At 71.4% G+C, this 22,695-nt stretch carries 12 protein-coding genes; 3 read left to right on the forward strand and 9 right to left on the reverse strand.

The annotated features are described in order from the left end of the window. Nucleotides 1-66 precede the first annotated feature (66 nt). On the reverse strand, nt 67-1,446 hold the full coding sequence (locus ACFW2E_RS00820; protein WP_384459246.1) for an NAD(P)/FAD-dependent oxidoreductase: 1,380 nt from the start codon (nt 1,444-1,446) through the stop codon (nt 67-69). A 316-nt stretch (nt 1,447-1,762) separates the two neighbouring features. On the opposite strand from ACFW2E_RS00820, the gene ACFW2E_RS00825 reads away from it, so the two are divergent. Then, nucleotides 1,763-2,584, forward strand: a complete 822-nt coding sequence (locus ACFW2E_RS00825; RefSeq protein ID WP_384459249.1) for a methyltransferase domain-containing protein — start codon at nt 1,763-1,765, stop codon at nt 2,582-2,584. 43 nt (nt 2,585-2,627) lie between these two features. Here ACFW2E_RS00825 and ACFW2E_RS00830 read toward each other — a convergent pair whose 3' ends face one another. From ACFW2E_RS00830 to ACFW2E_RS00865, 8 genes are all read right to left on the reverse strand, one after another. Beyond that, nucleotides 2,628-3,062 carry an ATP-binding protein gene (locus tag ACFW2E_RS00830; protein WP_384459252.1) on the reverse strand — a complete coding sequence of 145 codons (435 nt, stop codon included), beginning with the start codon at nt 3,060-3,062 and terminating at the stop codon, nt 2,628-2,630. An 88-nt stretch (nt 3,063-3,150) separates the two neighbouring features. Next, nucleotides 3,151-5,055, reverse strand: a complete 1,905-nt coding sequence (locus tag ACFW2E_RS00835; protein ID WP_384459254.1) for an AMP-dependent synthetase/ligase — start codon at nt 5,053-5,055, stop codon at nt 3,151-3,153. Between the two features lie 160 nt (nt 5,056-5,215). Further along, nucleotides 5,216-6,313 carry a glutamate--cysteine ligase gene (locus ACFW2E_RS00840; RefSeq protein WP_384459257.1) on the reverse strand — a complete coding sequence of 366 codons (1,098 nt, stop codon included), beginning with the start codon at nt 6,311-6,313 and terminating at the stop codon, nt 5,216-5,218. A 22-nt stretch (nt 6,314-6,335) separates the two neighbouring features. Further along, nucleotides 6,336-8,546, reverse strand: coding sequence for a 1,4-alpha-glucan branching enzyme (glgB, locus tag ACFW2E_RS00845; protein ID WP_384459260.1), 2,211 nt, complete (start codon nt 8,544-8,546; stop codon nt 6,336-6,338). Nucleotides 8,547-8,550: 4 nt separating this feature from the next. After that, complete coding sequence (locus ACFW2E_RS00850; RefSeq protein ID WP_384459263.1) at nt 8,551-9,915, reverse strand: maltokinase; 1,365 nt, start codon at nt 9,913-9,915, stop codon at nt 8,551-8,553. Between the two features lie 31 nt (nt 9,916-9,946). Further along, a complete protein-coding gene (gene treS / locus ACFW2E_RS00855; protein ID WP_384459266.1) occupies nt 9,947-11,665 on the reverse strand; it encodes a maltose alpha-D-glucosyltransferase in 1,719 nt (572 codons plus the stop codon). Further along, on the reverse strand, nt 11,662-13,809 hold the full coding sequence (locus ACFW2E_RS00860; RefSeq protein WP_384459269.1) for an alpha-1,4-glucan--maltose-1-phosphate maltosyltransferase: 2,148 nt from the start codon (nt 13,807-13,809) through the stop codon (nt 11,662-11,664). The genes treS and ACFW2E_RS00860 overlap by 4 nt, the downstream gene beginning before the upstream one ends. Nucleotides 13,810-14,014: 205 nt before the next feature. After that, nucleotides 14,015-15,217: a S8 family peptidase gene (locus tag ACFW2E_RS00865; protein ID WP_384459272.1), complete on the reverse strand. Its 1,203-nt coding sequence runs from the start codon at nt 15,215-15,217 to the stop codon at nt 14,015-14,017. Nucleotides 15,218-15,442: 225 nt separating this feature from the next. On the opposite strand from ACFW2E_RS00865, the gene ACFW2E_RS00870 reads away from it, so the two are divergent. Further along, nucleotides 15,443-18,061 (forward strand): glycosyltransferase family 1 protein, encoded by a 2,619-nt coding sequence (locus tag ACFW2E_RS00870; protein ID WP_384459275.1) that lies wholly within the window; start codon nt 15,443-15,445, stop codon nt 18,059-18,061. Nucleotides 18,062-18,266: 205 nt separating this feature from the next. Continuing rightward, the gene (locus ACFW2E_RS00875) at nt 18,267-22,643 is read left to right on the forward strand and encodes a LamG domain-containing protein (protein ID WP_384459278.1); all 4,377 of its coding nucleotides are present in this window, start codon (nt 18,267-18,269) and stop codon (nt 22,641-22,643) included. Nucleotides 22,644-22,695: the final 52 nt, after the last annotated feature.

Below are 22,695 nucleotides of genomic sequence, written 5' to 3' on the forward strand. Positions count from 1 at the left end.
GCGCGCCCGCGCCCCGCGGCGCCGGGCGGGGGGCGGCGCCCCCGCCCCCCCCGCCCGGCGACGGGGTCAGCCCGCCGGGGCGTCGCCGCGCCCCTCCACGTACGCCCGCACATCGTCGGGCGTCATATAGGCGTCGGTGTGCTCGAAGTCCTTGAGCCGCGTCGCCTTGCGCGACTGGAAGCCGGTGCGCACGAAGTCGTCACCCGCGACCGCGTTGAGCAGCCAGTTCGTCATGACGCGGGTCTTGGCGACATTGGTGCGCAGCGCCGACCAGTGGTAGCCGCGGGCCACGGCCTGCGCGGGCAGACCGCGCAGCTCCACGCCGAGCGGTTTCGACACCGCGTCCTTGCCGCCGAGGTCGACGACGAGCCCGAGGTCCCGGTGCACGTACGGCTGTGGCGGCTGGTTGCGCAGTGTCGCGATGACGTTGTCGGCGACCTTCCTGCCCTGGCGCATGGCGTGCTGGGCGGTGGGCGGGCAGATCGCGCCCTCCTGGCCCTTGGCCTCGTCCGGGACGGCGGCCGCGTCGCCGAGGGCGAAGACACCGTCGTACCCCGGGAGCCTCATCTCGGCGTCCACGGCGAGCCGCCCCCGCACCGTCTCCGCGCCGAGCGTGGCCATCAACGGGCTCGCGACCACACCGGCGGTCCAGATCAGGGTGCGCGTGGGGACAACCCGGCCGTCGGTGAAGGTGACCTCCTCGGGGCCCGCCTTGGCGATGGACACGCCCAGGGAGATGTCGATGCCCCGCCGGCGCAGGATCTCCTGGGCGCTGCGGCCGAGCTTGTCGCCCAGCTCCGGCATCAGCTTGGGCGCGATGTCGATCAGGTGCCACTTGATCAGACCGGGGTCCACACGCGGGTAGCGCTTGACGGCCGCGTGCGTCAGCCGCTGCAGACAGGCGGCGGTCTCGGTGCCCGCGTACCCGCCGCCGACCACCACGAACTGCAGCCGCGAGGCACGCTCGGCCGGGTCGTGACTGGCGTCGGCCAGGTCGAGCTGCGAGATGACGTGGTCGCGGATGTAGGCGGCCTCCGCGAGGGTCTTCATGCCGAAGGCGTGCTCGGTCAGGCCGGGAATGTCGAAGGTGCGCGTGACGCTGCCGGGCGCCAGCACGATGTAGTCGAACTTCTCGTTGACGGTCTCGTCGGTGATCGTCCGGATGACGCAGACCTTGGCCCTAAGGTCCACGCCGATGGCACCGCCCGGGATGATCCGGGTGCGGTACTTCTTGCTCCGGCGCAGCGACACGGCGATCGACTGGGGCGTGAGCACGCCCGAGGCGACCTGGGGCAGCAGAGGCAGATAGAGCTGGTAGGCGAAAGGCGTCACCAGGGTGACGTCGGCCTCGTCGCGGGCGAGCTTGCGTTCCAGGCGGCGAACACATCCCACTCCGGCGAAACCGGCGCCAATCACCAGGATCCTGGGTCGTGTCACGTTGTCCATCCCTTCTGCGGCTCCAGGCGGTCCGACTCGACGCCGTTCGCATGCCCCCGGATCGCTGCTTCGCACCACATCGATCCCACCGTGCCCCGAGCCGTTCCGCCAGTCGGGTCCGGCGGACAGACGAACGCGTGGGCACCAGCATGCCCCTTCACGACTCCGGGTAACCCGCGAGGCGCACGGATATGCGGTGTACTGGCGTGCCCGTGGCGGTTCGAGGGTTCCCGTCCCGGGACGTGCGGCGGTCGCGACGGCCTCGACTCCTGGTGTGGCGGAAAGTGGCCGTTGTGGTGAACATCTTGGCCGTAGAGTGCGCGCCATGGCGCAGACACGGCCCGGTTCGGGCTTTCAGACGCGGAACATCGACGCACGCGATCGCGCGGCGGCGGCACCGCTGATCGGCGCCCTGGATGCCCAGGACGCCAACCCCGGAGTACGACGGCTGCGCGCGTGGGCGCACGAGGTGCTCAAGGTCGGCAACGGCGAGCGGGCGCTGGACGTCGGTTCCGGGACCGGCTCCTGGACACGGGAGCTCGCGGCCGCGGCCGGCTCGGCCGGCTCGGCCCTCGGCATCGAACCGAACCCCTGGCTGCGCGCGGTCGCCGAGGAGCGGGCGGCCGGCAGTCGGGCGCGCTTCATGGACGGTGATGCCCTCGCGCTGCCGGTGCCCGACGCCTCGGTGGACGTGGTCTGGTGCGAGCGTGTGCTCCAGCATCTCGCCGAACCGGACCGGGCCGTCGCCGAGATGGCCCGGGTGCTGCGCCCCGGCGGCCGTGTGGCACTGCTGGACACCGACTGGGCGACCACCGTCCTGCACCCCGGTGACCCGGAGATCCTGAGCGCGCTGACCTCGGGCGCCCTCACCGGCGCCGCCAACCCGTACTCGGGGCGCCGCCTGGTCGGCCAGCTGGCCTCGGCCGGGCTGGTGGTCGACGACCGCGGGTCCCAGGCACTGCTCCAGGACCACCGGTCCGTCGCCTGGCCGCTCATCCGGATGCTGGGTGAGTCCGCGGTGCGCCGCGGACTGCTCACCGAGGCCCAGCGCGACACGGCGTACGCCGGCCTCGCCGAGGCCGCCGAGCAGGGCGCGCTGCACATGTCGGTGACGATGTTCGGCGTGGTCGCGCACCGCCCGGAGTGACCGCCGGGCGACGGGGTGACCGCGGACCGTGCCGAGTCGGCCGTCACCAGGGCAGGAAGGCGTGGACATCCTTGCCGTCGTCCGTGACGACCACGCTGACCTGGTGGCACAGCGTGTGCACGAGGTGCCAGCCGATCCCGCCGCCGCCCGAGCTGGGCCGGAACGGCCGTGGTTCGGGCGTGACGGTGCTGGAGTCGTGCATCGTGACGTGCACGCCGTCGAAGGTGCGGCGCATCCGCAGTTCGAAGGGGCCGGGGGCGTACTGGACGACGTTGGCGGCCAGCTCCGTGACGACCAGCAGGATGTCGTCCCAGTACTCCGGGGTGGCCGGCGGTGACGTGCGCGCGAGGCCGCAGAGGAACTCCTCCGCGGCGATGCGCGTACCCGTCACGTTCCGCAGCTCGCCCGGGAAAGAGAACATACGTTCGTAAGCCTCCTCCGGCGGAGGTGTGTCGTCGCTGCGCGGCCCGGCCGGCATCTCGCCTTCCCCAGCCCCGCGGGGAACGGGACTGCCCTCGTCGCTCTCGCTTCTCCCGTCGCTCCGAGGTCCCACGGGAGGGAAGTCCTCACCGGAACACGTTGTCCGAGTCGTCCCAGTCGGCCGGCTCCTCCGGCGCCGGCCGGTGCGCGGTCCGGTTCCGGGCCTGGTACATCGCGTCGATCTCGGCCGCGTAGTGCCGCACTATGGCGTCCCGGCGCAGCTTCAGGGAGGGTGTCAGCAGCCCGTTGGCGGGGTCGAACGGCTCGGGGAGCACCCGGTAGACCCGGATGGACTCCGACCGTGACACGGCACTGTTGGCCGCGGCGACGGCCCGCGCGAGCTCCTCCCGCAGCGCGTTGTCCTCCCGCGCCTCGCGGCCGGGCGTGTCGGCCTGCAGCGTCAGGGCCGTCCGCCAGTGCGCCAGGTACTCCGGGTCCAGGGTGAGCAGGGCCCCGACGCAGGGCCGGTCGTCGCCCACGACCACCGCCTGGTGGACGAGCGGGTGCATCCGCAGCCGCTGCTCCAGCGGTGCCGGGGCCACGCTCTTCCCGCTGCTGGTGACGATGACGTCCTTCTTGCGGCCCGTGATCGTCAGATAGCCGTCGGAGTCCAGCCGCCCGATGTCACCGGTGGCCAGCCAGCCCCCGCGCAGCGTGGTCCGGGTGGCCGCCTCGTCGTTGACGTAACCCTGGAACACCGCCGGGCCGCGCACCAGGATCTCCCCGTCGTCGGCGACCCGGACGTCCATGCCCGGCAGCGGCCTCCCCACGGTGCCCGACTTCTCCCGGCCCAGCGGCTGCATGGTGATGCCTCCACTGGCCTCGGTCAGCCCGTAGCCGTCGTGCACATACATGCCGATGCCCTCGTAGAACAGCGACAGTTCACGGTTGAGCGACGACCCGCCGGAGGTGGCCCGGACCACCCTTCCCCCCAGTACCGCACGCAGCCTGCGGTACACCGTCCGCTCGTACAGGGCGTGTTGCAGCCGCAGGTCGAAGCCGGGGCCCGGCCCCGTGCCCAGCCGTCGCCGTTCCTCGGCCTCGGCGAAGTCCCGCGCCGTCTCCGCCGCCCGCTCGAACAGGGCACCCCGGCCCGACTGCTGAGCAGTCCTCAGGAACGTCTTGTAGAGCTTCTCGAAGAGCGACGGCACGGCGTAGAAGTACGTCGGCCGGAAGCTGCGCAGGGCCGACGCCAGGGCGGCCTCGGTCATGTCCGGCTCGTGGCCCATGAGGATGCCGCCGCGCACGCACATCACCTGGATCATCAGCCCGTACACGTGCGAGAACGGCAGGAAGGCCAGGACGGAGGGCTGCTCTCCCGGGGGCGCCGCGGTGTGCGCCCAGCCCGCGAGCAGCGTGTCGCACGGATGGGCCAGGCTGCGGTGGGTCAGCGCGCAGCCCATCGGGCGGCCCGACGTGCCCGACGTGTAGGCGATGGCCGCCGTCGAGTCCGGCAGCACGATCCGGCGCAGCGACTCCACCGTGGTCAGCGGGATGAACCTGCCCCGCTCCGCCAGTTGGGCCAGCGCCCCGGCGTCCAGCTGCCAGACGTGCCGCAGCTGCGGCAGTACGGTACATACGGTGCCGACCGTCATGACGCCCTGTTCGTCCTCCACCACGACGGCCACGCAGCGCGCGTCCCGCAGGATGCACTCGACCTGGTCCCGGGACGACGCCGGATGGATCGGGACGACCTCCGCGCCCACCGCCCACAGCGCGTGCGCCAGCACCGTCCACTCGTACCGCGTCCGGGACATGACGGCCACCCGGTTGCCCGGCGATATCCCGCAGGCCACCAACCCCTTTGCCACGTCGACCACTTCGTCCCGCAGCTCGATCGCCGTCACCTCCTCCCAGGTGGTGGCTGCGCTGTCCGGGCGGCGTGCGAGCACGGGCAGGGTGGGGTTGCGGACCGCCATGTCGAAGACGCTGTCGGCGAGTCCGCCGGTGAGGGGCGGAACCGCCGCCGGAGCGAGGGCGAGGTCGCGCATGCGCTGCTCCCGGGATGTACGGAGGGTGACACTGCCGACCAGTACAGTGGTCGGCGGTGCTCGAATGTAGCCCAGGGGGCGCCGTTTGGTGCCGGGAACGGGCAAGTCGTCGCCCACTGATGATCTATACGTGTCCGGGGGTGGCCCGAAGCAGCACAATTCAGGACCGGACGAGCTGAGTGTGCCGCACGCACTCGGCGACGACCTCCCGCAGGCTGCCGGTGCTCTCCAGGGTCGCGCGCTGCACCCGGGCGCCGTTGCCCCGGCGCAGCAGCATGCCGAGCGCCGCGCGCACACGGTCCGTGTCACCGTGGTCGGCGAGCGGCTGCGCGACGTGCTCCAACAGGTCCCGCAGCACCGACTCCGCGGGGGCCGGCCGCATGGTCAGCGGGTGCAGCAGTTCCCCGGACAGCCCCGACCGCGCCGCCCGCCACGCGGCCAGCCGCAGCAGGCTCACGCTCCGCTCCGGCGGTTCGGTGCCGGCCCGCCAGGCACGCGCCGCCTGCTCCACCAGCCCGCGGGTCAGGGCGGCCACGAGGACGGTGGTCTCCGCGTGCAGGCACACGTCCGCGGCACGGATCTCCACCGTCGGGTACCGCTCGGACAGGCGTGCGTCGAAGTAGACCATGCCTTCGTCGAGGAGAGTGCCGGTGGCGATCATGTCGGTCACCCGCCGGTGATACCGCTCGGCCGATCCGAAGACCTCGGTCGGTCCGGCCGACGGCCAGCGCTGCCAGACCCGGCTGCGATAACTGGCGTACCGGGTGTCCTTGCCCTGCCAGAAAGGGGAGTTGGCGCTCAGCGCCGTCAGCACCGGCAGCCAGGGCCGGATCCGGTCGAGGACGGCCACCCCCTCCTCGTCGGACTCCACGCCCACGTGCACGTGGCAGCCGCAGACCATCTGCTCGTTCACGGCGATGCCGTACTGCTCCGCCATCCACATGTAGCGGCGGTTGGCGCTGACCGAGGGGCTGACGGGCAGCGGTGAGGTGGCGAGCGCGGCGACGGCACACCCGCTCTCCCCGGCGAGCCGCGCGGCCCGGCGACGGCAGTGGACGATCTCCGCGGCCAGCTCGCCCAGCTGAGACTGCGGATGCGTGGCGAACTCCAACTGCTGGCTGTGCAACTCCTTCTCGAACACCTCCCCGCCCGGCCCGTCCCGGCCGGCACGGGCGAGCACGGCGGCGGACCCCGCCCTGGGCTCCCCGGTTCCGGGATCGACCAGGAGGAGTTCCTCCTCCACTCCTATGGTGCGCACCTTCCCCGACTGCCCCGACCGGTCAGCCTTCAACCGGGGCCGGGACCAGCCACACCGTGGCGAGCGGCGGCAGGGTGAGCCGGAGCGCGCCGTCGTCCGGCACGAGCCGCCCGTCGTTGGTGACGTCGCCGCCGCCGTAGCGCACCCTGTCGGTGTTGAGGGCCTCGTGCCAGGCGGGGACGTCGCCGGGGACGCCGAGGCGGTAGTCGTGACGCACCACGGGGGAGAAGTTGGACACCGCCAGCAGCGGGGTCCCGCGCCCGTCGAACCTCAGGAAGGCGAAGACGTTGTCGTCCGCGGCGTCGCCGACGATCCACCGGAAGCCGGCCGGGTCGGTGTCCCGCTGCCACAGGGCCGGGGTGGCGCGGTAGACGGCGTTGAGGTCGCGGACCAGGTCGCGGACGCCGCGGTGGTCCGCCTCGGCGCCGTAGGCCGGGTCCAGCAGCCACCAGTCGGGACCGCGGGCCTCGGACCACTCGCCGCCCTGGGCGAACTCCTGCCCCATGAAGAGGAGTTGCTTGCCGGGGTGGGCCCACATGAAGCCCAGGTAGGCCCGGTGGCCGGCACGCTGCTGCCACCAGTCGCCCGGCATCTTGGAGACGAGCGCGCGCTTGCCGTGCACGACCTCGTCGTGCGAGATGGGCAGGACGTAGTTCTCGCTGTAGGCGTAGACCATCGAGAACGTCATCTCGTGGTGGTGGTACTTGCGGTGCACCGGCTCGTGCTGGATGTACTCCAGCGAGTCGTGCATCCAGCCCATGTTCCACTTCAGCCCGAAGCCCAGACCACCGCTGTCCGTCGGCCGGGTCACCCCGTCCCACGCGGTCGACTCCTCGGCGATGGTCAGCACACCCGGCGCCCGCCGGTACACGGTCGCGTTCATCTCCTGCAGGAACGCCACCGCGTCCAGGTCCTCCCGGCCGCCGAACACATTGGGCGTCCACTGGCCGGAGTCGCGCGAGTAGTCGAGGTAGAGCATCGAGGCGACCGCGTCCACGCGCAGGCCGTCGATGTGGAACTCCTCGCACCAGTAGACCGCGTTGGCCACCAGGAAGTTGCGCACCTCGATGCGGCCCAGGTCGAACTCGTACGTTCCCCAGTCCGGGTGCTCGGCCCGCCGCGAGTCCCCGGGCTCGTACAGCGGATCCCCGTCGAACCGTCCCAGCGCCCAGTCGTCCTTGGGGAAGTGCGCGGGCACCCAGTCCATGATCACACCGATGCCGGCCCGGTGGAGGGCGTCGACGAGGTACTTGAAGTCGTCGGGGGTCCCCAGCCGGGACGTCGGCGCGTAGTAGGACGTGACCTGGTAGCCCCAGGACGGGCCGTAGGGGTGCTCGGCGACGGGCATCAGCTCGACATGGGTGAAACCGAGATCCCTGACGTACGCGGGCAGCTCGTCGGCGAGCTGGCGGTAGGTCAGGCCGGGCCGCCAGGAGGGGAGATGGATCTCGTACACCGAGAAGGGGGCCTCGTGGACCGGTGTGTCCCCCCGGTGGGCCATCCACTTCCCGTCGCCCCACTCGTAGTGCGAGGCGTGCACGACGGAGGAGGTGTTCGGCGGTACCTCCGCGCGCCGCGCCATCGGGTCGGCCTTGAGGAACCGGCCCCCGTACCGGGACGTGATCTCGAACTTGTACCGGGTGCCCTCGCCGATGCCCGGCAGGAACAGCTCCCACACCCCGGACGAGCCGAGCGAACGCATCGGGTACTGGGTGCCGTCCCAGCAGGTGAAGTCGCCGGCGACCCGCACGCCCCGCGCGTTCGGCGCCCACACCGTGAACCGGGTGCCGGTCACCCCCTGGTGCGTCATCGGCTCGGCACCGAGCGCCTTCCACAGCTGTTCGTGCCGGCCCTCACTGATCAGATGCAGATCGAGCTCGCCGAGGGCCGGGAGGAAGCGGTACGGGTCGTGCACCTCCTGCTCGCCGTCCTCGTACTCCACCAGCAGCGTGTACGACGGCACCGCGTCGTAGGGCAGTACGGCGGCGAACAGGCCGCCCCCCTCGGAGACCAGCCCGCTGCGCACGCCGTCGACCACGACGCTCACCGCACGGGCGAACGGGCGCAGCGCCCGGAAGACGGTCCCGCCCGGCACCGGATGGGCGCCCAGCAGGGCGTGCGGATCGTGGTGGGCGCCCGTCAGCAGGCTCTCACGGTCGGCCGGGTCCAGCGGGACGACGGTGGGCGTGAGCGGGCCCGAGGGCTCGGGGAGCGAAGTGTCGCGCAGTGCCATGAGGTCAGCCTCCCCGTACGGCGAGCCGCTCGATCGCGGCCATGGGAACCGGTAGCCAGTCCGGGCGGTGGCGGGCCTCGTAGAGCACCTCGTACACCGCCCTGTCGGTCTCGTGGGCACGCAGCAGGGCGTGCTTCTTGCGTGGGTCCCACCCGGCGCGGGCGGCGTAGCCCGCGCAGAACGCCTCCCGGCAGCGGCGGGCCCACTCCGGGCGCCAGGGGCGGCGCTGCCGGGCCGCGTAGTCGAAGGAGCGCAGCATGCCGGCTATGTCCCGCAAGGGGGACTGGGCGCTGCACCGCTCGGTCAGCGGGCGGGACGGCTCGCCCTCGAAGTCGATGACGAACCAATCGTGGCCCGCGCGCAGCACCTGCCCGAGGTGCAGGTCCCCGTGGATGCGCTGGGCGGGCGGGCCGGTGTCGCACGTGGCGAGCGCGCCGAACGCGGTGCGCAGTCCCGGCACGAACGGCCGCAGCGCGGGCACACAGTGCACGGCGGCCTCCAGCCGCGCCGTCATCGCCTCCGCCGTACGGCCGTTCTCGTCGTGCACTCCCGGCAGGAAGGCCGTGGCCAGTGCCATATGCACGTCGGCCGTGGCCCGCCCGAGCTCGTGCGACTCGGTGGTGAAGTCGTCGCCCCGGGCGAGCGCGCACAGCGCCAGCGTCCAGCCGTCATCGGCGTCGGGCAGGAACGGCTGGAGCACGCCGAGCGTCGCGGGCCACGGTTCCGTCGTCCCGAACCAGGCCACCGGCGCGGGCACGCGCGTGCAGCCCTGCGCGGAGAGCGCCCGCGGGACCTCCAGGTCGGGGTTGACACCGGGCTGGATGCGCCGGAAGACCTTCAGGATGTACGAGTCGCCGTACACCAGCGAGGAGTTGGACTGCTCGGCGTCCAGCAGACGCGGCGCGAGTCCGCCGGGCACGCGCTTGGCCGGATCCGCCTCGAAACGCAGCGGGCCCGCCGAGCCCGGCTGCCGCAGCCGCTCCAGGAGCAGCTCGGCGGAGCGTGGGTCGTACAGGGCGTCGAACACCGCGAGACCGGCCAGCGGACCCTCGTGCGCCCGGCCGATGAACGCCCGGTCCAGCCGCGGTGTCGGACGTTCGCGCACACCGAGCAGCAGCTGGTAGCAGTCGCCGTCCGGGGGGGTGCCCACCGGGGCGGGGACCCCGGCCTGCCCGGTGTGGACGAGCAGATGCAGACAGCCCGGGAACAGCTCGGTTATGGACAGCACCGTGAGGTCCGTGACGGGCCGGTCCTTGCCCGCGAACCAGCGCTGGCGGGGCAGCCATTCGCGCAGCAGACCGGCGAGCGAGGCCATGGGCCGGTCGAGACCGGTCCCCTGTTCCGGCCGGACGGAGACGGTGTTCGCCATGGTGACGCGTCCTTTCCTCGGCGCCGTGCGCTCAGCGTCGTCGGCCGATGCGGGATGCGACTCGGGAGAGCCGGAACCAGTAGAAGCCGTGGCCCGCAAGGGTCAGCAGGTACGGCAGTTCGCCGATGGCGGGGAAGCGGACCCCGCCGATGAGCTCGACGGGATGGCGTCCGTCGTAGACCCGAAGATCGAGTTCGGTGGGCTGCGCGAAGCGGGAGAAGTTGTGCACGCACAGGACCAGGTCGTCCTCGTACTCGCGCAGGAACGCGATCACCGCCGGGTTGGAGGAGGTGAGTTCGGTGAACGAGCCCAGTCCGAAGGCGGGATTCTGCTTGCGGATCTCGATCATGCGGCGGGTCCAGTGGAGCAGCGACGAGGGGGAGGACATGGAGGCCTCGACGTTGGTGACCTGGTAGCCGTAGACCGGGTCCATGATCGTGGGGAGGTAGAGGCGTCCGGGGTCGCTGGAGGAGAAGCCGGCGTTGCGGTCGGGGGTCCACTGCATGGGGGTGCGCACGGCGTCGCGGTCGCCGAGCCAGATGTTGTCGCCCATGCCGATCTCGTCGCCGTAGTAGAGGATCGGGGAGCCGGGCAGGGACAGCAGCAGGGCGGTGAAGAGCTCGATCTGGTTGCGGTCGTTGTCGAGGAGGGGGGCGAGTCGGCGGCGGATGCCGATGTTGGCGCGCATACGCGGGTCCTTGGCGTATTCGGTCCACATGTAGTCGCGTTCCTCGTCGGTGACCATCTCCAGGGTGAGTTCGTCGTGGTTGCGCAGGAAGATGCCCCACTGGCAGCCGGCCGGGATGGCGGGGGTCTTGGCGAGGATCTCGGAGACGGGGTAGCGGGACTCGCGGCGCACGGCCATGAAGATGCGGGGCATGACGGGGAAGTGGAAGGCCATGTGGCACTCGTCGCCGCCGCTCCGGAAGTCGCCGAAGTAGTCGACGACGTCCTCCGGCCACTGGTTCGCCTCGGCGAGGAGGACGGTGTCCGGGTACATCGAGTCGATCTCCTTGCGCACCCGCTTCAGGAACTCGTGGGAGGCGGGCAGGTTCTCGCAGTTGGTCCCCTCGGCCGCGTAGAGATAGGGCACCGCGTCCAGGCGGAAGCCGTCGATGCCCAGGTCCAGCCAGAACTTCAGTGCGGAGATCATCTCCTCCTGGACCGCCGGGTTCTCGTAGTTGAGGTCCGGTTGGTGGGAGAAGAAGCGGTGCCAGTAGTACTGGCCGCGGACCGGGTCGTACGTCCAGTTGGAGGCCTCGGTGTCCACGAAGATGATGCGCGCGTCCTGGAACTGCTTGTCGTCGTCCGCCCAGACGTAGTAGTCGCCGTAGGGCCCGTCGGGGTTCGTGCGGGACTCCTGGAACCAGGGGTGCTGGTCACTGGTGTGGTTCATGACGAAGTCGATGATCACGCGCATGCCGCGCTGGTGGGCGGCGTCGACGAACTCCACGAAGTCGGCGAGGTCGCCGAACTCGGGCAGGACGGCCGTGTAGTCGGATACGTCGTAACCGCCGTCCCTGAGGGGGGACTTGAAGAAGGGCGGCAGCCAGAGGCAGTCGACGCCGAGCCACTGGAGGTAGTCGAGTTTGGCGGTCAGGCCCTTGAGGTCGCCGATGCCGTCGCCGTCGCTGTCCTGGAAGGAGCGCACCAGGACCTCGTAGAACACGGCACGCTTGAACCAATCCGGGTCCCGGTCCTTGACGGGAGTGTCGTCGAAGGTGTCCGGGACGGGCTCGTTGACGATCATTTTGTGGGTGACCCTCCGATCTGCGGGGTGGACGGTCGCAGAACCGAGAAGACGTGCGCGGGTCGCCGACCCGGCTCGAGGCGCACATAGTTGGCCCTGCCCCAGTGATAGGTCTCGCCGGTGAGTTCGTCACGCACCGGCACCGACTCGTGCCAGTCCAGGCCGAGTTGCGGCATGTCCAACGAGACCGTGGCCTCCTGGGTGTGGTGGGGGTCGAGGTTGGCGACCACCAGAACGGTGTCCGAGCCGGTCCGTTTGCTGTAGGCGATCACCTCGTCCTTGTCGGCGTGGTGGAAGTGGAGATCGCGCAGCTGCCGCAGTGCGGGGTGGTTGCGGCGGATGGTGTTGAGGCGGGTGATCAGGGGTGCGATGGTGCGGTGTTCGCGTTCGGCGGCGGCCCAGTCGCGGGGTTTGAGCTGGTACTTCTCGGAGTCGAGGTATTCCTCGCCGCCTTCGCGCAGGGGGGTGTTCTCGCACAGTTCGTAGCCGCTGTAGATGCCCCAGGTGGGGGAGAGGGTGGCGGCGAGGACGGCGCGGACCTCGAAGGCGGGGCGTCCTCCGTGCTGGAGGTGGGCGTGCAGGATGTCGGGGGTGTTGGTGAAGAGGTTGGGCCGCATGTAGGAGGCGGCCTCCCCCGACAGTTCGGTGAGGTAGTCGGTCAGTTCCTGCTTGGTGTTGCGCCAGGTGAAGTAGGTGTAGGACTGCTGGAAGCCGATCTGGGCGAGGGTGTGCATCATCGCGGGGCGGGTGAACGCCTCGGCCAGGAAGATCACGTCGGGGTCGGTGCGGTTGATGTCCGCGATCACGCGTTCCCAGAACACGACGGGTTTGGTGTGCGGGTTGTCCACCCGGAAGATGCGCACCCCGTGGGCCATCCAGTGGCGCAGGATCCGCAGGGTCTCGGTGACCAGGCCGTCCATGTCGGTGTCGAAGGCGATGGGGTAGATGTCCTGGTACTTCTTGGGCGGGTTCTCGGCGTAGGCGATGGTGCCGTCGGGACGGTGGTGGAACCACTCGGGGTGCTTGTGCACCCAGGGGTGGTCCGGGGAGCACTGCAGGGCGAAGTCGAGGGCGACTTCCAGGCCGAGTCCGCGGGCCCGGTCCACGAAGCGGTCGAAGTCCTCGAGGGTGCCCAGCCGGGGGTGGACGGTGTCGTGGCCGCCTTCGGGGGAGCCGATGGCCCAGGGCACGCCGACGTCGTCGGGGCGGGCGTCGAGGGTGTTGTTGCGGCCCTTGCGGTAGGTGGTGCCGATGGGGTGGACGGGCGGGAGGTAGACGACGTCGAAGCCCATCGCGGCGATCGCGTCGAGGCGGCGGGCGGCGGTCGCGAAGGTGCCGTGGGGCTGCTGGGGGGTGCCCTCGGAGCGGGGGAAGAACTCGTACCAGGAGCCGTACAGGGCGCGTTCGCGTTCCACCAGCAGCGGCATCGGCTCCGAGGCGGTCACCAGCTCCCGCAGCGGAAACCGCGCCAGCACCTCCGCCACCTCCGGCGCCAACGCCGCCCCGAGGCGCCAGGCGGCCGGCCGGCTCTCGTCCCGCAGGGCGTCCACCGCGCCGCGGACAATGTCTCGTTTCCCACCCTGCTCGGGGATCCCGTCGGCCGCCCGCTGGTACAGCCGGGCGCCCTCCTCCAGGACCAGTTCGGTGTCCATCCCCGCCGGGATCTTGATCCGCGCGTGGTGGCGCCAGGTGGTGACCGGATCTCCCCACGCCTCCACCGTGTACGTCCAGCGGCCGGTCCGGTCCGGGGTGACGTCCGCGCCCCAGCGGTCGGTTCCCGGGGCGAGTTCACGCATCGGGGTCCAGGGGCCGGGACGGCCCTCCGGGTCCCTCAGCACGACGTTGGCGGCCACCGCCTCGTGTCCCTCGCGGAACACCGTGGCCGAAACCTCGAACGTCTCTCCAGCGACCGCCTTGGCGGGCCTGGATCCGCGCTGGACGACCGGGCGGACGTCGAGGACGGGTATGCGGCCGACGACCGTGCCCCCGCGCGCGGAGGGTTGCTCCTTCGGCGGGGGGCCGGTGTCGGCCGGGCGTACGGGCGGGGGCGCGGCGGCCGTTGTGCCGGCGGCCGCGCCGGTGCCGCCCTTCGTGCTCTTCTCGCTGCCTGTCGGGGGTGCTGACGAGTGGTGCTTGGCGGGCATGACCGCTCCTGTCCGCGTCAACGTGGGTGTGGGCGGATGGGTGTGGGGAGGTGGGTCCTGCGGGTGTACCTGTGGGGTGTACCGGAGGAGCCTTCCCACCCTATTCGGGTGGGCAATCCGGCACTTTGTTAACTACTCACGCGTATGTCTACGCACAAGACCGGCCCCGTCCGGTGCGAACGGGGCCGGCGTCGGCACTCGGCCATCACGGCGACGGCACCTGCAGCAGTTCGTCCGGCGAGCCCGGTCCCGCGCCGGACACCCTGCCGGTCGCCGCGCCCGCCACCAGGGCCCTGGCCACCTGGGCCGGTGTGGCCCGGCGGTGACCGGCCAGGTAGAGGGCGGCCGCGCCCGCGGCGTGCGGGGACGCCATCGACGTACCGGAGTAGGTCGCCCGGCCGGTGTCGCTCGCGCAGGAGGCCGACGTGATCGAGACGCCCGGGGCGAACAGGTCCAGAGCGGGGCCGTAGTTGGAGAAGGCGGCCCGGGTGTCCGTCCGGTCCGTGGCGCCGACGGTGATCGCCTGTGGCACGTCGGCCGGGGAGTAACCCGCGGCCGGCCGGGCGTCGTTGCCCGCCGCGACCGTGTACGTGACGCCTGCCCTGATGGACGCTCGTACGGCCGCGTCGAGCTGGTCGTTGTGCCGTCCGCCCAGGCTGAGGTTGGCCACCGCGGGCCGGTGCGCGTGCCGGGTGACCCAGTCGATGCCCGCGATGACCCGGGCGATGGTGCCCGAGCCGGAGTCGTCCAGGACCCGCACGGCGACGACCCTGGCCTTCTTGGCGACACCGTATCCGGTTCCGGCGATGGTCCCGGCGACATGGGTGCCGTGCCCGTTCCCGTCCCCGGCGGATCCGTCGCCGCCGACGAAGTCCCAGCCGTAGCTCGCCCGGCCGCCGAAGTCGTGGTGCGTGATCCGGATCCCGGTGTCGATCACGTACACCGTCACTCCGGCGCCCGCCCGGCCGGGCGCGGCGTACTTCCTGTCGAGCGGCAGTTTCCGCTGGTCGAGGCGGTCCAGACCCCAGGACGGCGGGTCTTGCTGGGTGCGGTCGAGCGTCACGCGGCTGTCCCGTACCACGGAGACCACCCGGGGGTCGGCCGCGAGCAGTCCCGCCTGTCTCCGATCGGTCCTGATGGCGTAACCGTTGAGGACACTGTCGTAGATATGGCTTATTTCCGCCCCGTACTTCGTGGCGATGCCCCTCCCCGCCCGGGACGAGGCGTCGGTCCCCTCCCTCAGAGTCACCAGATAGCTTCCGCCGACGGAGCCGGGCTCGTCGGCGCCGGGTTTGTTCCCTTCCGGAGCTGCGCGCGCGGGCAGGGTGGCGGCCGAGAGCACCGCGGCCGCGACGGCAGCGATCAGGCCTCCCGCCCGGCGCAGACGCCGGGTTCGCGTCCGTGCCATGGTTCGGTTCCCTCCTCCACTCCGGTGGCAGCCTCTCGTGCGGGGCGGAACGCCACAAGAACGCCTGGGGAGGCGAACCGGCACGGTCGCCGGATCTCGCCATTCGGTTTGGCCGGTGTTTGACGGCGAAGCTCCCAGCGGGGTTCAGGGCGACACCGGTACCGTGCTGCTGTGACGAGGCGCACAGTGCCGTGCGTCCATCCAGCGAACGCGCCGAGGTGGAATGTGAAGGCGATCCGTCGGTTCACCGTCCGTCCCGTTCTCCCCGAACCCCTCTGGCCGCTGAGTGACCTGGCGCGCAACCTGCGCTGGTCCTGGCATGCGGAAACGCGCGATCTGTTCCAGTCCGTCGATCCCGAACAATGGGCCGTCTCGGAGGGTGACCCGGTCCGTCTCCTGGGCAGCGTGCCGCCCGGACGGCTCGCCGAGCTCGCCGAGGACCGCCGCTTCCTGCGCCGCCTGACCGCGGCCGCCGACGACCTGAACGACTATCTGACCGGCGACCGCTGGTACCAGGAGCAGTCCGCCGGACTGCCCGCCGCCATCGCCTACTTCTCCCCGGAGTTCGGCATCACCGCCGCGCTGCCCCAGTACTCCGGCGGCCTCGGTATCCTCGCCGGTGACCATCTGAAGGCGGCCAGCGACCTCGGCGTGCCGCTGATCGGCGTCGGCCTCCTGTACCGGCACGGCTACTTCCGCCAGACCCTCTCCCGGGACGGCTGGCAGCAGGAGCACTACCCGGTGCTCGACCCCAACGAGCTGCCCCTGGCACTGCTGAAGGAGGCCGACGGCACTCCCGCCCAGGTCTCCCTCGTCCTGCCCGGTGGCAGGCAGCTGCACGCCCGGATCTGGCTGGCCCGGGTCGGCCGCGTCCCGCTGCTGATGCTCGACTCGGACGTCGAGGAGAACGACCTCGGGGAACGCGGGGTCACCGACCGGCTGTACGGCGGCGGCAGCGAGCACCGGCTGCTGCAGGAGATGCTGCTCGGCATCGGGGGCGTGCGGGCCGTACGGACGTACTGCCGGCTCACCGGCCACCCGGAGCCCGAGGTCTTCCACACCAACGAGGGCCACGCCGGCTTCCTCGGCCTGGAGCGGATCGCCGAACTCTGCGACCGGGGGCTGGACTTCGACGCGGGCCTGGAGGCGGTGCGGGCCGGAACCGTGTTCACCACGCACACTCCCGTCCCGGCCGGCATCGACCGCTTCGACCGGGAGCTGGTCGCCCACCACTTCGGCCCCGACGCCGAGCTCCCGCGCATCGACGTCGAGCGCATCCTGAGGCTCGGCATGGAGACCTACCCGGGCGGCGAGCCCAATCTCTTCAACATGGCCGTGATGGGTCTGCGGCTGGCCCAGCGTGCCAACGGCGTCTCGCTGCTGCACGGGAACGTCAGCCGCGAGATGTTCTCCGGGCTCTGGCCGGGGTTCGACCCCGACGAGGTGCCGATCACCTCCGTCACCAACGGTGTGCACGCCCCCACCTGGGTGGCGCCGGAGGTGTTCCGCCTCGGCGCCCTGCGGTTCGGCGCCGAACGTGCCGAGGACGAGCTGTCGGCCGGCGGCGCCGAGCGCTGGGACGTGGTCGCGGAGATCCCGGACCAGGACATCTGGGAGCTGCGGCGCAACCTGCGCGAGCAGCTGGTCGTGGAGGTGCGACAGCGGCTGCGCGCCTCCTGGCGGCAACGCGGTGCGGGCACGGCCGAGTTGGGCTGGATCGACGGCGTCCTCGACCCCGACGTGCTCACCATCGGGTTCGCGCGCCGGGTTCCTTCGTACAAGCGCCTCACCCTGATGCTGCGCGACCGCGACCGCCTGATGGATCTGCTGCTGCACCCCGAACGCCCGATCCAGATCGTGGTCGCGGGCAAGGCGCACCCCGCGGACGACGGCGGCAAGCGGCTCGTGCAGGAGCTGGTGCGGTTCGCCGACGACCCGCGCGTGCGCCACCGCATCGTCTTCCTGCCCGACTACGGCATGGCGATGGCACAGAAGCTGTACCCGGGCTGCGACATCTGGCTGAACAACCCCCTGCGCCCGCTGGAGGCCTGCGGCACCTCCGGGATGAAGGCCGCCCTCAACGGCTGCCTCAACCTGTCCGTCCTGGACGGCTGGTGGGACGAGTGGTTCCAGCCGGACTTCGGCTGGGCGATCCCGACGGCGGACGGGGCGGGCACGGACTCCGAACACCGCGACGACGTCGAGGCCGCCGCCCTCTACGACCTGCTCGAACAGCGGGTGACCCCGCGCTTCTACGAGCGCGGCCGAACCGGCCTGCCCGACCGCTGGATCGAGATGGTCCGCCAGACCCTGACCCTGCTCGGTCCGAAGGTGCTGGCGGGCCGGATGGTCCGCGAGTACGTCGAGCGTCTCTACGCCCCCGCCGCCCACGCCCACCGGGCGCTGGCCCCGGACGCGGCCCGCGAACTGGCCGTCTGGAAGGCCCGCGTCCGCGCCGCCTGGCACGGGGTGACGGTCGATCACGTCGAGACGACGTCCGCCACCGCCACCGCCGAGCTCGGGGCGACGCTGGGCCTGCGCGTCCGGGTAGGCCTCGGCCAGCTCGGCCCCGACGACGTCGAGGTCCAGGCGGTCTCCGGCCGTGTCGACTCGGAGGACCGCATCACCGACGCGACGACGGTCCCCCTGAAACCGGCGGGCGGATCCGATCTCGAGGGCCGCTGGGTCTACGAGGGCCCGCTCTCCCTCGACCGCACCGGCCCCTACGGCTACACCGTCCGCATTCTCCCTGCCCATCAACTGCTCTCCTCCGGAGCGGAGTTGGGTCTGGTGGCGGTGCCGTCGGAGGACGTGACGGAGGGCGCGGGACTACTGATGCGATAGCGATTGGCTCGGCGGGCACCTGGAGTCCGCCGAGTCAACACCCAACATTCATCTGTGACGTTAATCACCGTTCGGGCTTTGCGTCCTCCTGGGAGACCCATGATCGTTTGACCGATTTGGCCAGTCTGGACGCCCGTACAGACGACCCATAGATTCCCCAGCCGTCCGTGTCGTGAGTGACACGAGAGGTAACGGGGGAGGGATCGTGAAGGGGAGACGTCTGTCCGGACGTCCGTCCGTGCGCGGCCTCGGAGCATCGCTCGGCGTGCTCCTGGTCGCCGGACTGCTCACGTCGTCACCGGTGGCGGCCGCCGCACCCGGGGTGTCCGGCGCCGCCACGCACGCGGCAGGCGGTCCTGCCGCCTCCGCCGGGGACGGCGGCCAGGCGGAGGACGCGGCGCTGGCCCGTGCCAAGCGCTCCGGCAAGCGGGTCGAGGTCGCGGCGCTGCGCAGCGAGACCGCCGAGGTCTACGCGCGGCCCGACGGCACGCTGGAGGCGATCGAGCACATGCGTCCCGTGCGGACGCGGGTGGACGGTGCCTGGAAGGACATCGACACCACGCTGCACCGCCGTTCCGACGGCACGGTGGCGCCGGCGGCCACGACGGTGGGGATCGCCTTCTCCGGCGGCGGTGACGAGCCGCTGATCAGGCTGGACCAGGCCGGCCGCACACTGGCCCTGACCTGGCCCACCACGCTGCCCAAGCCGGTGCTCGACGGGGCCACCGCCACCTACCCCTCGGTCCTGCCGGACGTCGACCTGCGGGTACGCGCCGACATCGACGGCATCTCGCAGGTGCTGGTCGTGAAATCGGCCAAGGCGGCGGCGAACCCGAAGCTCACGCGGCTGAAGCTGGCCATGAACGCGGACGGCATGACCGTGCGCGAGGCCGCCGACGGCAGCCTGTCCGCGGTCGACTCCGGTGCCGGAGGCGCGGTGTTCGAGGCGCCGCGGCCGCTGATGTGGGACTCCAGCCAGGGCGGCGACCGCAAGGCGGCCGCCCGCACGGCCGGGTTCGCCGCCCCTGTACCCGCCTCCGCTTCCGGTTCCGCCTCCGCCGACGGGCAGCCCGGCCCCGGCGAGTCCGCCAAGGTCGCCCCGCTCGGCGTGGACGTGCCGGCCAAGGGCGACCACCTGGTCCTCACCCCGGACCGGAAGCTGCTGAAGAACGCCACCTACCCGGTCTACATCGACCCCCAGTGGTACTCGCCCGGCGCGGCCAACTGGACGATGGTCTCGCGGTACTGGGCGTCCTCGCCCCAATGGCACTTCAACGGCGACTCCGACGCGGGCATGGGCTACTGCGCCGGGGACGCCCGCTGCGCGCCCCAGGACGTCAAGCGGCTCTTCTACGCCGTACCGACGTCGAGGTTCTCGGGCAAGTCCATCCTGTCCGCGGAGTTCGTCGTCAAGGAGACCCACTCCTACAGCTGCGACAAGACGGACGTACAGCTCTACCGCACCAAGGGCATCTCGAAGTCGACGACCTGGAACTCCCAGGACAACGACGCGTTCTGGACCGACCTGCTGCAGACGCGCAGCGAGGCGAAGGGCTGGAGCGGCGACTGCCCCGGCGGCAACGTGGAGTTCTGGGCGCTGCGCGCGGTCCAGCAGGCGGCCGCCAACGGCTGGGCGACCACCACCTTCGGGCTGCGGGCCGGGAGCGAGACCGACCCGTACGCGTGGAAACGGTTCGCCGACGACGCCTGGCTGCGGGTGCAGTACAACCGGCCGCCGGGACAGATCAGGATGTCCCAGCTCAGCCAGAAGCCCGGCGGTGACTGCTCCGCCACCACCAAGCGGGTGCGGATCCTGCCGACACTGCGCGCCGACGGCGTCAGCGACCCCGACAAGGACGACATCGCCGTGCAGTTCCAGGCTTCGTGGGACAACGGGGACAGCAAGGGCTGGACCGCGCGCTGGACCTCGTCCCTGTCGAAGTACAAGTCCTCCGGCTCGTCCTTCTCGGTCACCCTGCCGTCGAGCATCCCCAAGAACACCAAGATCGGCTGGCATGTGCGCTCGTACGACGGCGCCCAGTGGTCGCCGTGGTCGTACGAGGGTTCCGCCACGGACTGCGCCGTGCTCTACGACACCAGTGTGCCCGCCGAGCCGTCGATCGCCTCGGCGCAGTACCCCGAGTCGGACCCGGAGAACCCCGACGATCCCTGGCTGGACGGCGTGGGCCGGTACGGCAGCTTCACCATCGACTCCACCGCGACCGACGTCACCAAGTACTGGTTCGGCGTCAACGGCCAGCCGACCAGCGCCAACACACTGACCACTTCCGGCGGTGGCGCCAAGACCATGAAGTTCATGCCGACCAAGTCCGGCGTCAACTACATCACCGCACAGGCCTTCGACTCCGCCGGCAACGGCAGCAGCATCGGCACCTACTACTTCCGGGTGCGCGCCGGACAGCCCGAGCGCATGTCCTGGCAGCTGGACGAGGCCTCGGGCAGCGGCTCGGTCAGCGGCGCCGGCGGAGCCTGGGAGGCGACGCTCAACGGCGGCGCCCACGCGGGCGGTGAGGGCGTCACCGGCACCGGCCTCCACCTGGACGGCACCGACGACTACGCCGCCACCGCCTCCCCGGTGCTCAACACCGCCGGCAGCTTCACCGTCTCGGCGTGGGCGAAGCTGCCCAGCACCGAACCCGGCACGGCGGTCACCGTGGTCTCCCAGGCCGGCACCAACAACAGCGGCTTCGAGCTGTACTACTCCAGCGCCTCGCACGGCTGGGTCTTCCTGCGCGACACCGTCGACGCCTCCGGCACCGGCGTGGTCCGCGCCTCGCAACCCGCCTGCGCGGCCGGCGACACCGGCTGCGTGACGAGCCGGCTGGGCACCTGGACCCACCTGGTCGGCGCCTACAACGGCCCGAGCGGCAAGCTCAAGCTGTACGTCAACGGCACGCTCGTCGCCACCAGCGACTACACCAGCCCCTGGGACGCGCGCGGGCCGCTGCTGATCGGCGCCGCCCGCAACTACGGCCAGCTGCACGGGTTCTTCCCCGGCGACCTCGACGACATCGAGTTGTTCGACTACCAGCTGTCCGACGGCCAGGTCTCCACGCTCGCCGCCAAGAAACCCGTGCAGAGCGGCGGCCGCCCCGCCAAGGCGGTCTTCCCCCTGGACGAGACGGCGGACAAGGCGGTGCTGACCGGCCGGGCCCAGACACTCGCGGCCGACCTGCACGGCGGGGCCACCCTCGGCGGCGCGGGCGCGGACGGCACGGCGCTCAGCTTCGACGGCACCGACGACTACGCCGAGACCGGCCAGCCGCTGCTGAACACCAGCAACAGCTTCTCGGTGTCGATGTGGGCGAGGCTGCCGAAGGACAAGGAAGCCCGCGCCATGACCGTGATGACCCAGAGCAGCACCAACGCCCGCGGGTTCGAGCTGTACCACTCCACGGCGCTCGGCGGCTGGGTGTTCATGCGGGAGACCGCGGACTCGGCCGACGCCGCCGTGGTGCGCGCACAGGAGAACGCCTGCCCGGCGAACACCAACTGCGCCGCCGCGAACCTCGGCGAGTGGAGCAATGTGGTCGGCGTCTACGACTCCGACGCACAGCAACTGCGGCTGTACGTGAACGGCGTGCTCAAGGCGACCACCGCCTTCACCACGCCCTGGACGGCCACCGGCCATGTGACGCTCGGCGCGGCGGGCAACGGGTCCGCGGCCCCGACCGGCTTCTTCCGCGGCGACCTGGACGACGTCCGCATGTACGACCGGGTGATCTCGGGCGACGAGGTGAAGAACCTGTTCAAGCAGCACCCGGTGGTCAAGGGCCGCTGGAAGCTGGACTCCGCCTCCGGCACCCCGCTCACCTCGCCGGACGCCTCCACCGGCAACCGCCCGGTCACCCTGTACAACGGGGCGGGCACCGGCGGCGGCTGGGTGGACTCCGGGGCGCTGACCCTGGACGGCAGCAACGACTACGCGGCCACCGGCTCGGTGCCGGTGGACACCAGTCAGAGCTTCACCGTCACCGCCTGGGCCCAGGCGTCGGCGGGACGCCCGCAGCAGCCGGGCGCCGTGCTCAGCCAGGAGGGCTCCGTCAACAGCGCGTTCGTCCTGGGCTACGAGCCGGGACCCGACGACGGCGACTCGTCGACGCCGATCACCACCGGCCGCTGGCGGATCACCATGCCGGACTCGGACAGCACGTCGGCGAAGGAGGCCACGGCGGACAGCACGCTCTTCGACGACTACAGCGCCAACGGGTGGAACCACCTGGCCCTCGTCTACGACGCGTTCGCCGACACGGTGAAGCTCTACGTCAACGGCCAGCTGGAGCAGTTCGTCTGCGCCGACGACGACGCGGACGGCACCCAGGACGACCCGGCCTGCACCGACCACGTCTCCTGGGCCGACAACACGCTCGGCTTCAACGCGGCGAAGACGCTCCAGATCGGCCGGGCGAAGACGGCCGGCACCTGGGGCGACAACTGGTCCGGCGCCATCGACGACGTATGGGCGTTCCAGGGCGCGCTCGACCAGGACCAGATCCAGCAGCTCTCGCTCGGCACGGCCGACCTGCCGACCGTCGTGCCCGGCAGCGGGACCGCGGGATGACGGCGGCGGGCGTGCGCACGGCGGCGGAGCGAAGTCGACGAGGGGTGGGGAA

The sequence above is a fragment of the Streptomyces sp. NPDC058964 genome (assembly GCF_042741275.1).
Lineage (GTDB): Bacteria > Actinomycetota > Actinomycetes > Streptomycetales > Streptomycetaceae > Streptomyces.

What these genes read in the sequence shown, in the direction of transcription:
- ACFW2E_RS00860 (WP_384459269.1), bottom strand. Translation starts at nt 13,809, where the DNA reads ATGCCCGCCAAGCACCACTCGTCAGCACCCCCGACAGGCAGCGAGAAG.
- ACFW2E_RS00835 (WP_384459254.1), bottom strand. Translation starts at nt 5,055, where the DNA reads ATGCGCGACCTCGCCCTCGCTCCGGCGGCGGTTCCGCCCCTCACCGGC.
- ACFW2E_RS00865 (WP_384459272.1), bottom strand. Translation starts at nt 15,217, where the DNA reads ATGGCACGGACGCGAACCCGGCGTCTGCGCCGGGCGGGAGGCCTGATC.
- ACFW2E_RS00825 (WP_384459249.1), top strand. Translation starts at nt 1,763, where the DNA reads ATGGCGCAGACACGGCCCGGTTCGGGCTTTCAGACGCGGAACATCGAC.
- ACFW2E_RS00830 (WP_384459252.1), bottom strand. Translation starts at nt 3,062, where the DNA reads ATGCCGGCCGGGCCGCGCAGCGACGACACACCTCCGCCGGAGGAGGCT.
- ACFW2E_RS00820 (WP_384459246.1), bottom strand. Translation starts at nt 1,446, where the DNA reads ATGGACAACGTGACACGACCCAGGATCCTGGTGATTGGCGCCGGTTTC.
- glgB (WP_384459260.1), bottom strand. Translation starts at nt 8,546, where the DNA reads ATGGCACTGCGCGACACTTCGCTCCCCGAGCCCTCGGGCCCGCTCACG.
- ACFW2E_RS00850 (WP_384459263.1), bottom strand. Translation starts at nt 9,915, where the DNA reads ATGGCGAACACCGTCTCCGTCCGGCCGGAACAGGGGACCGGTCTCGAC.
- treS (WP_384459266.1), bottom strand. Translation starts at nt 11,665, where the DNA reads ATGATCGTCAACGAGCCCGTCCCGGACACCTTCGACGACACTCCCGTC.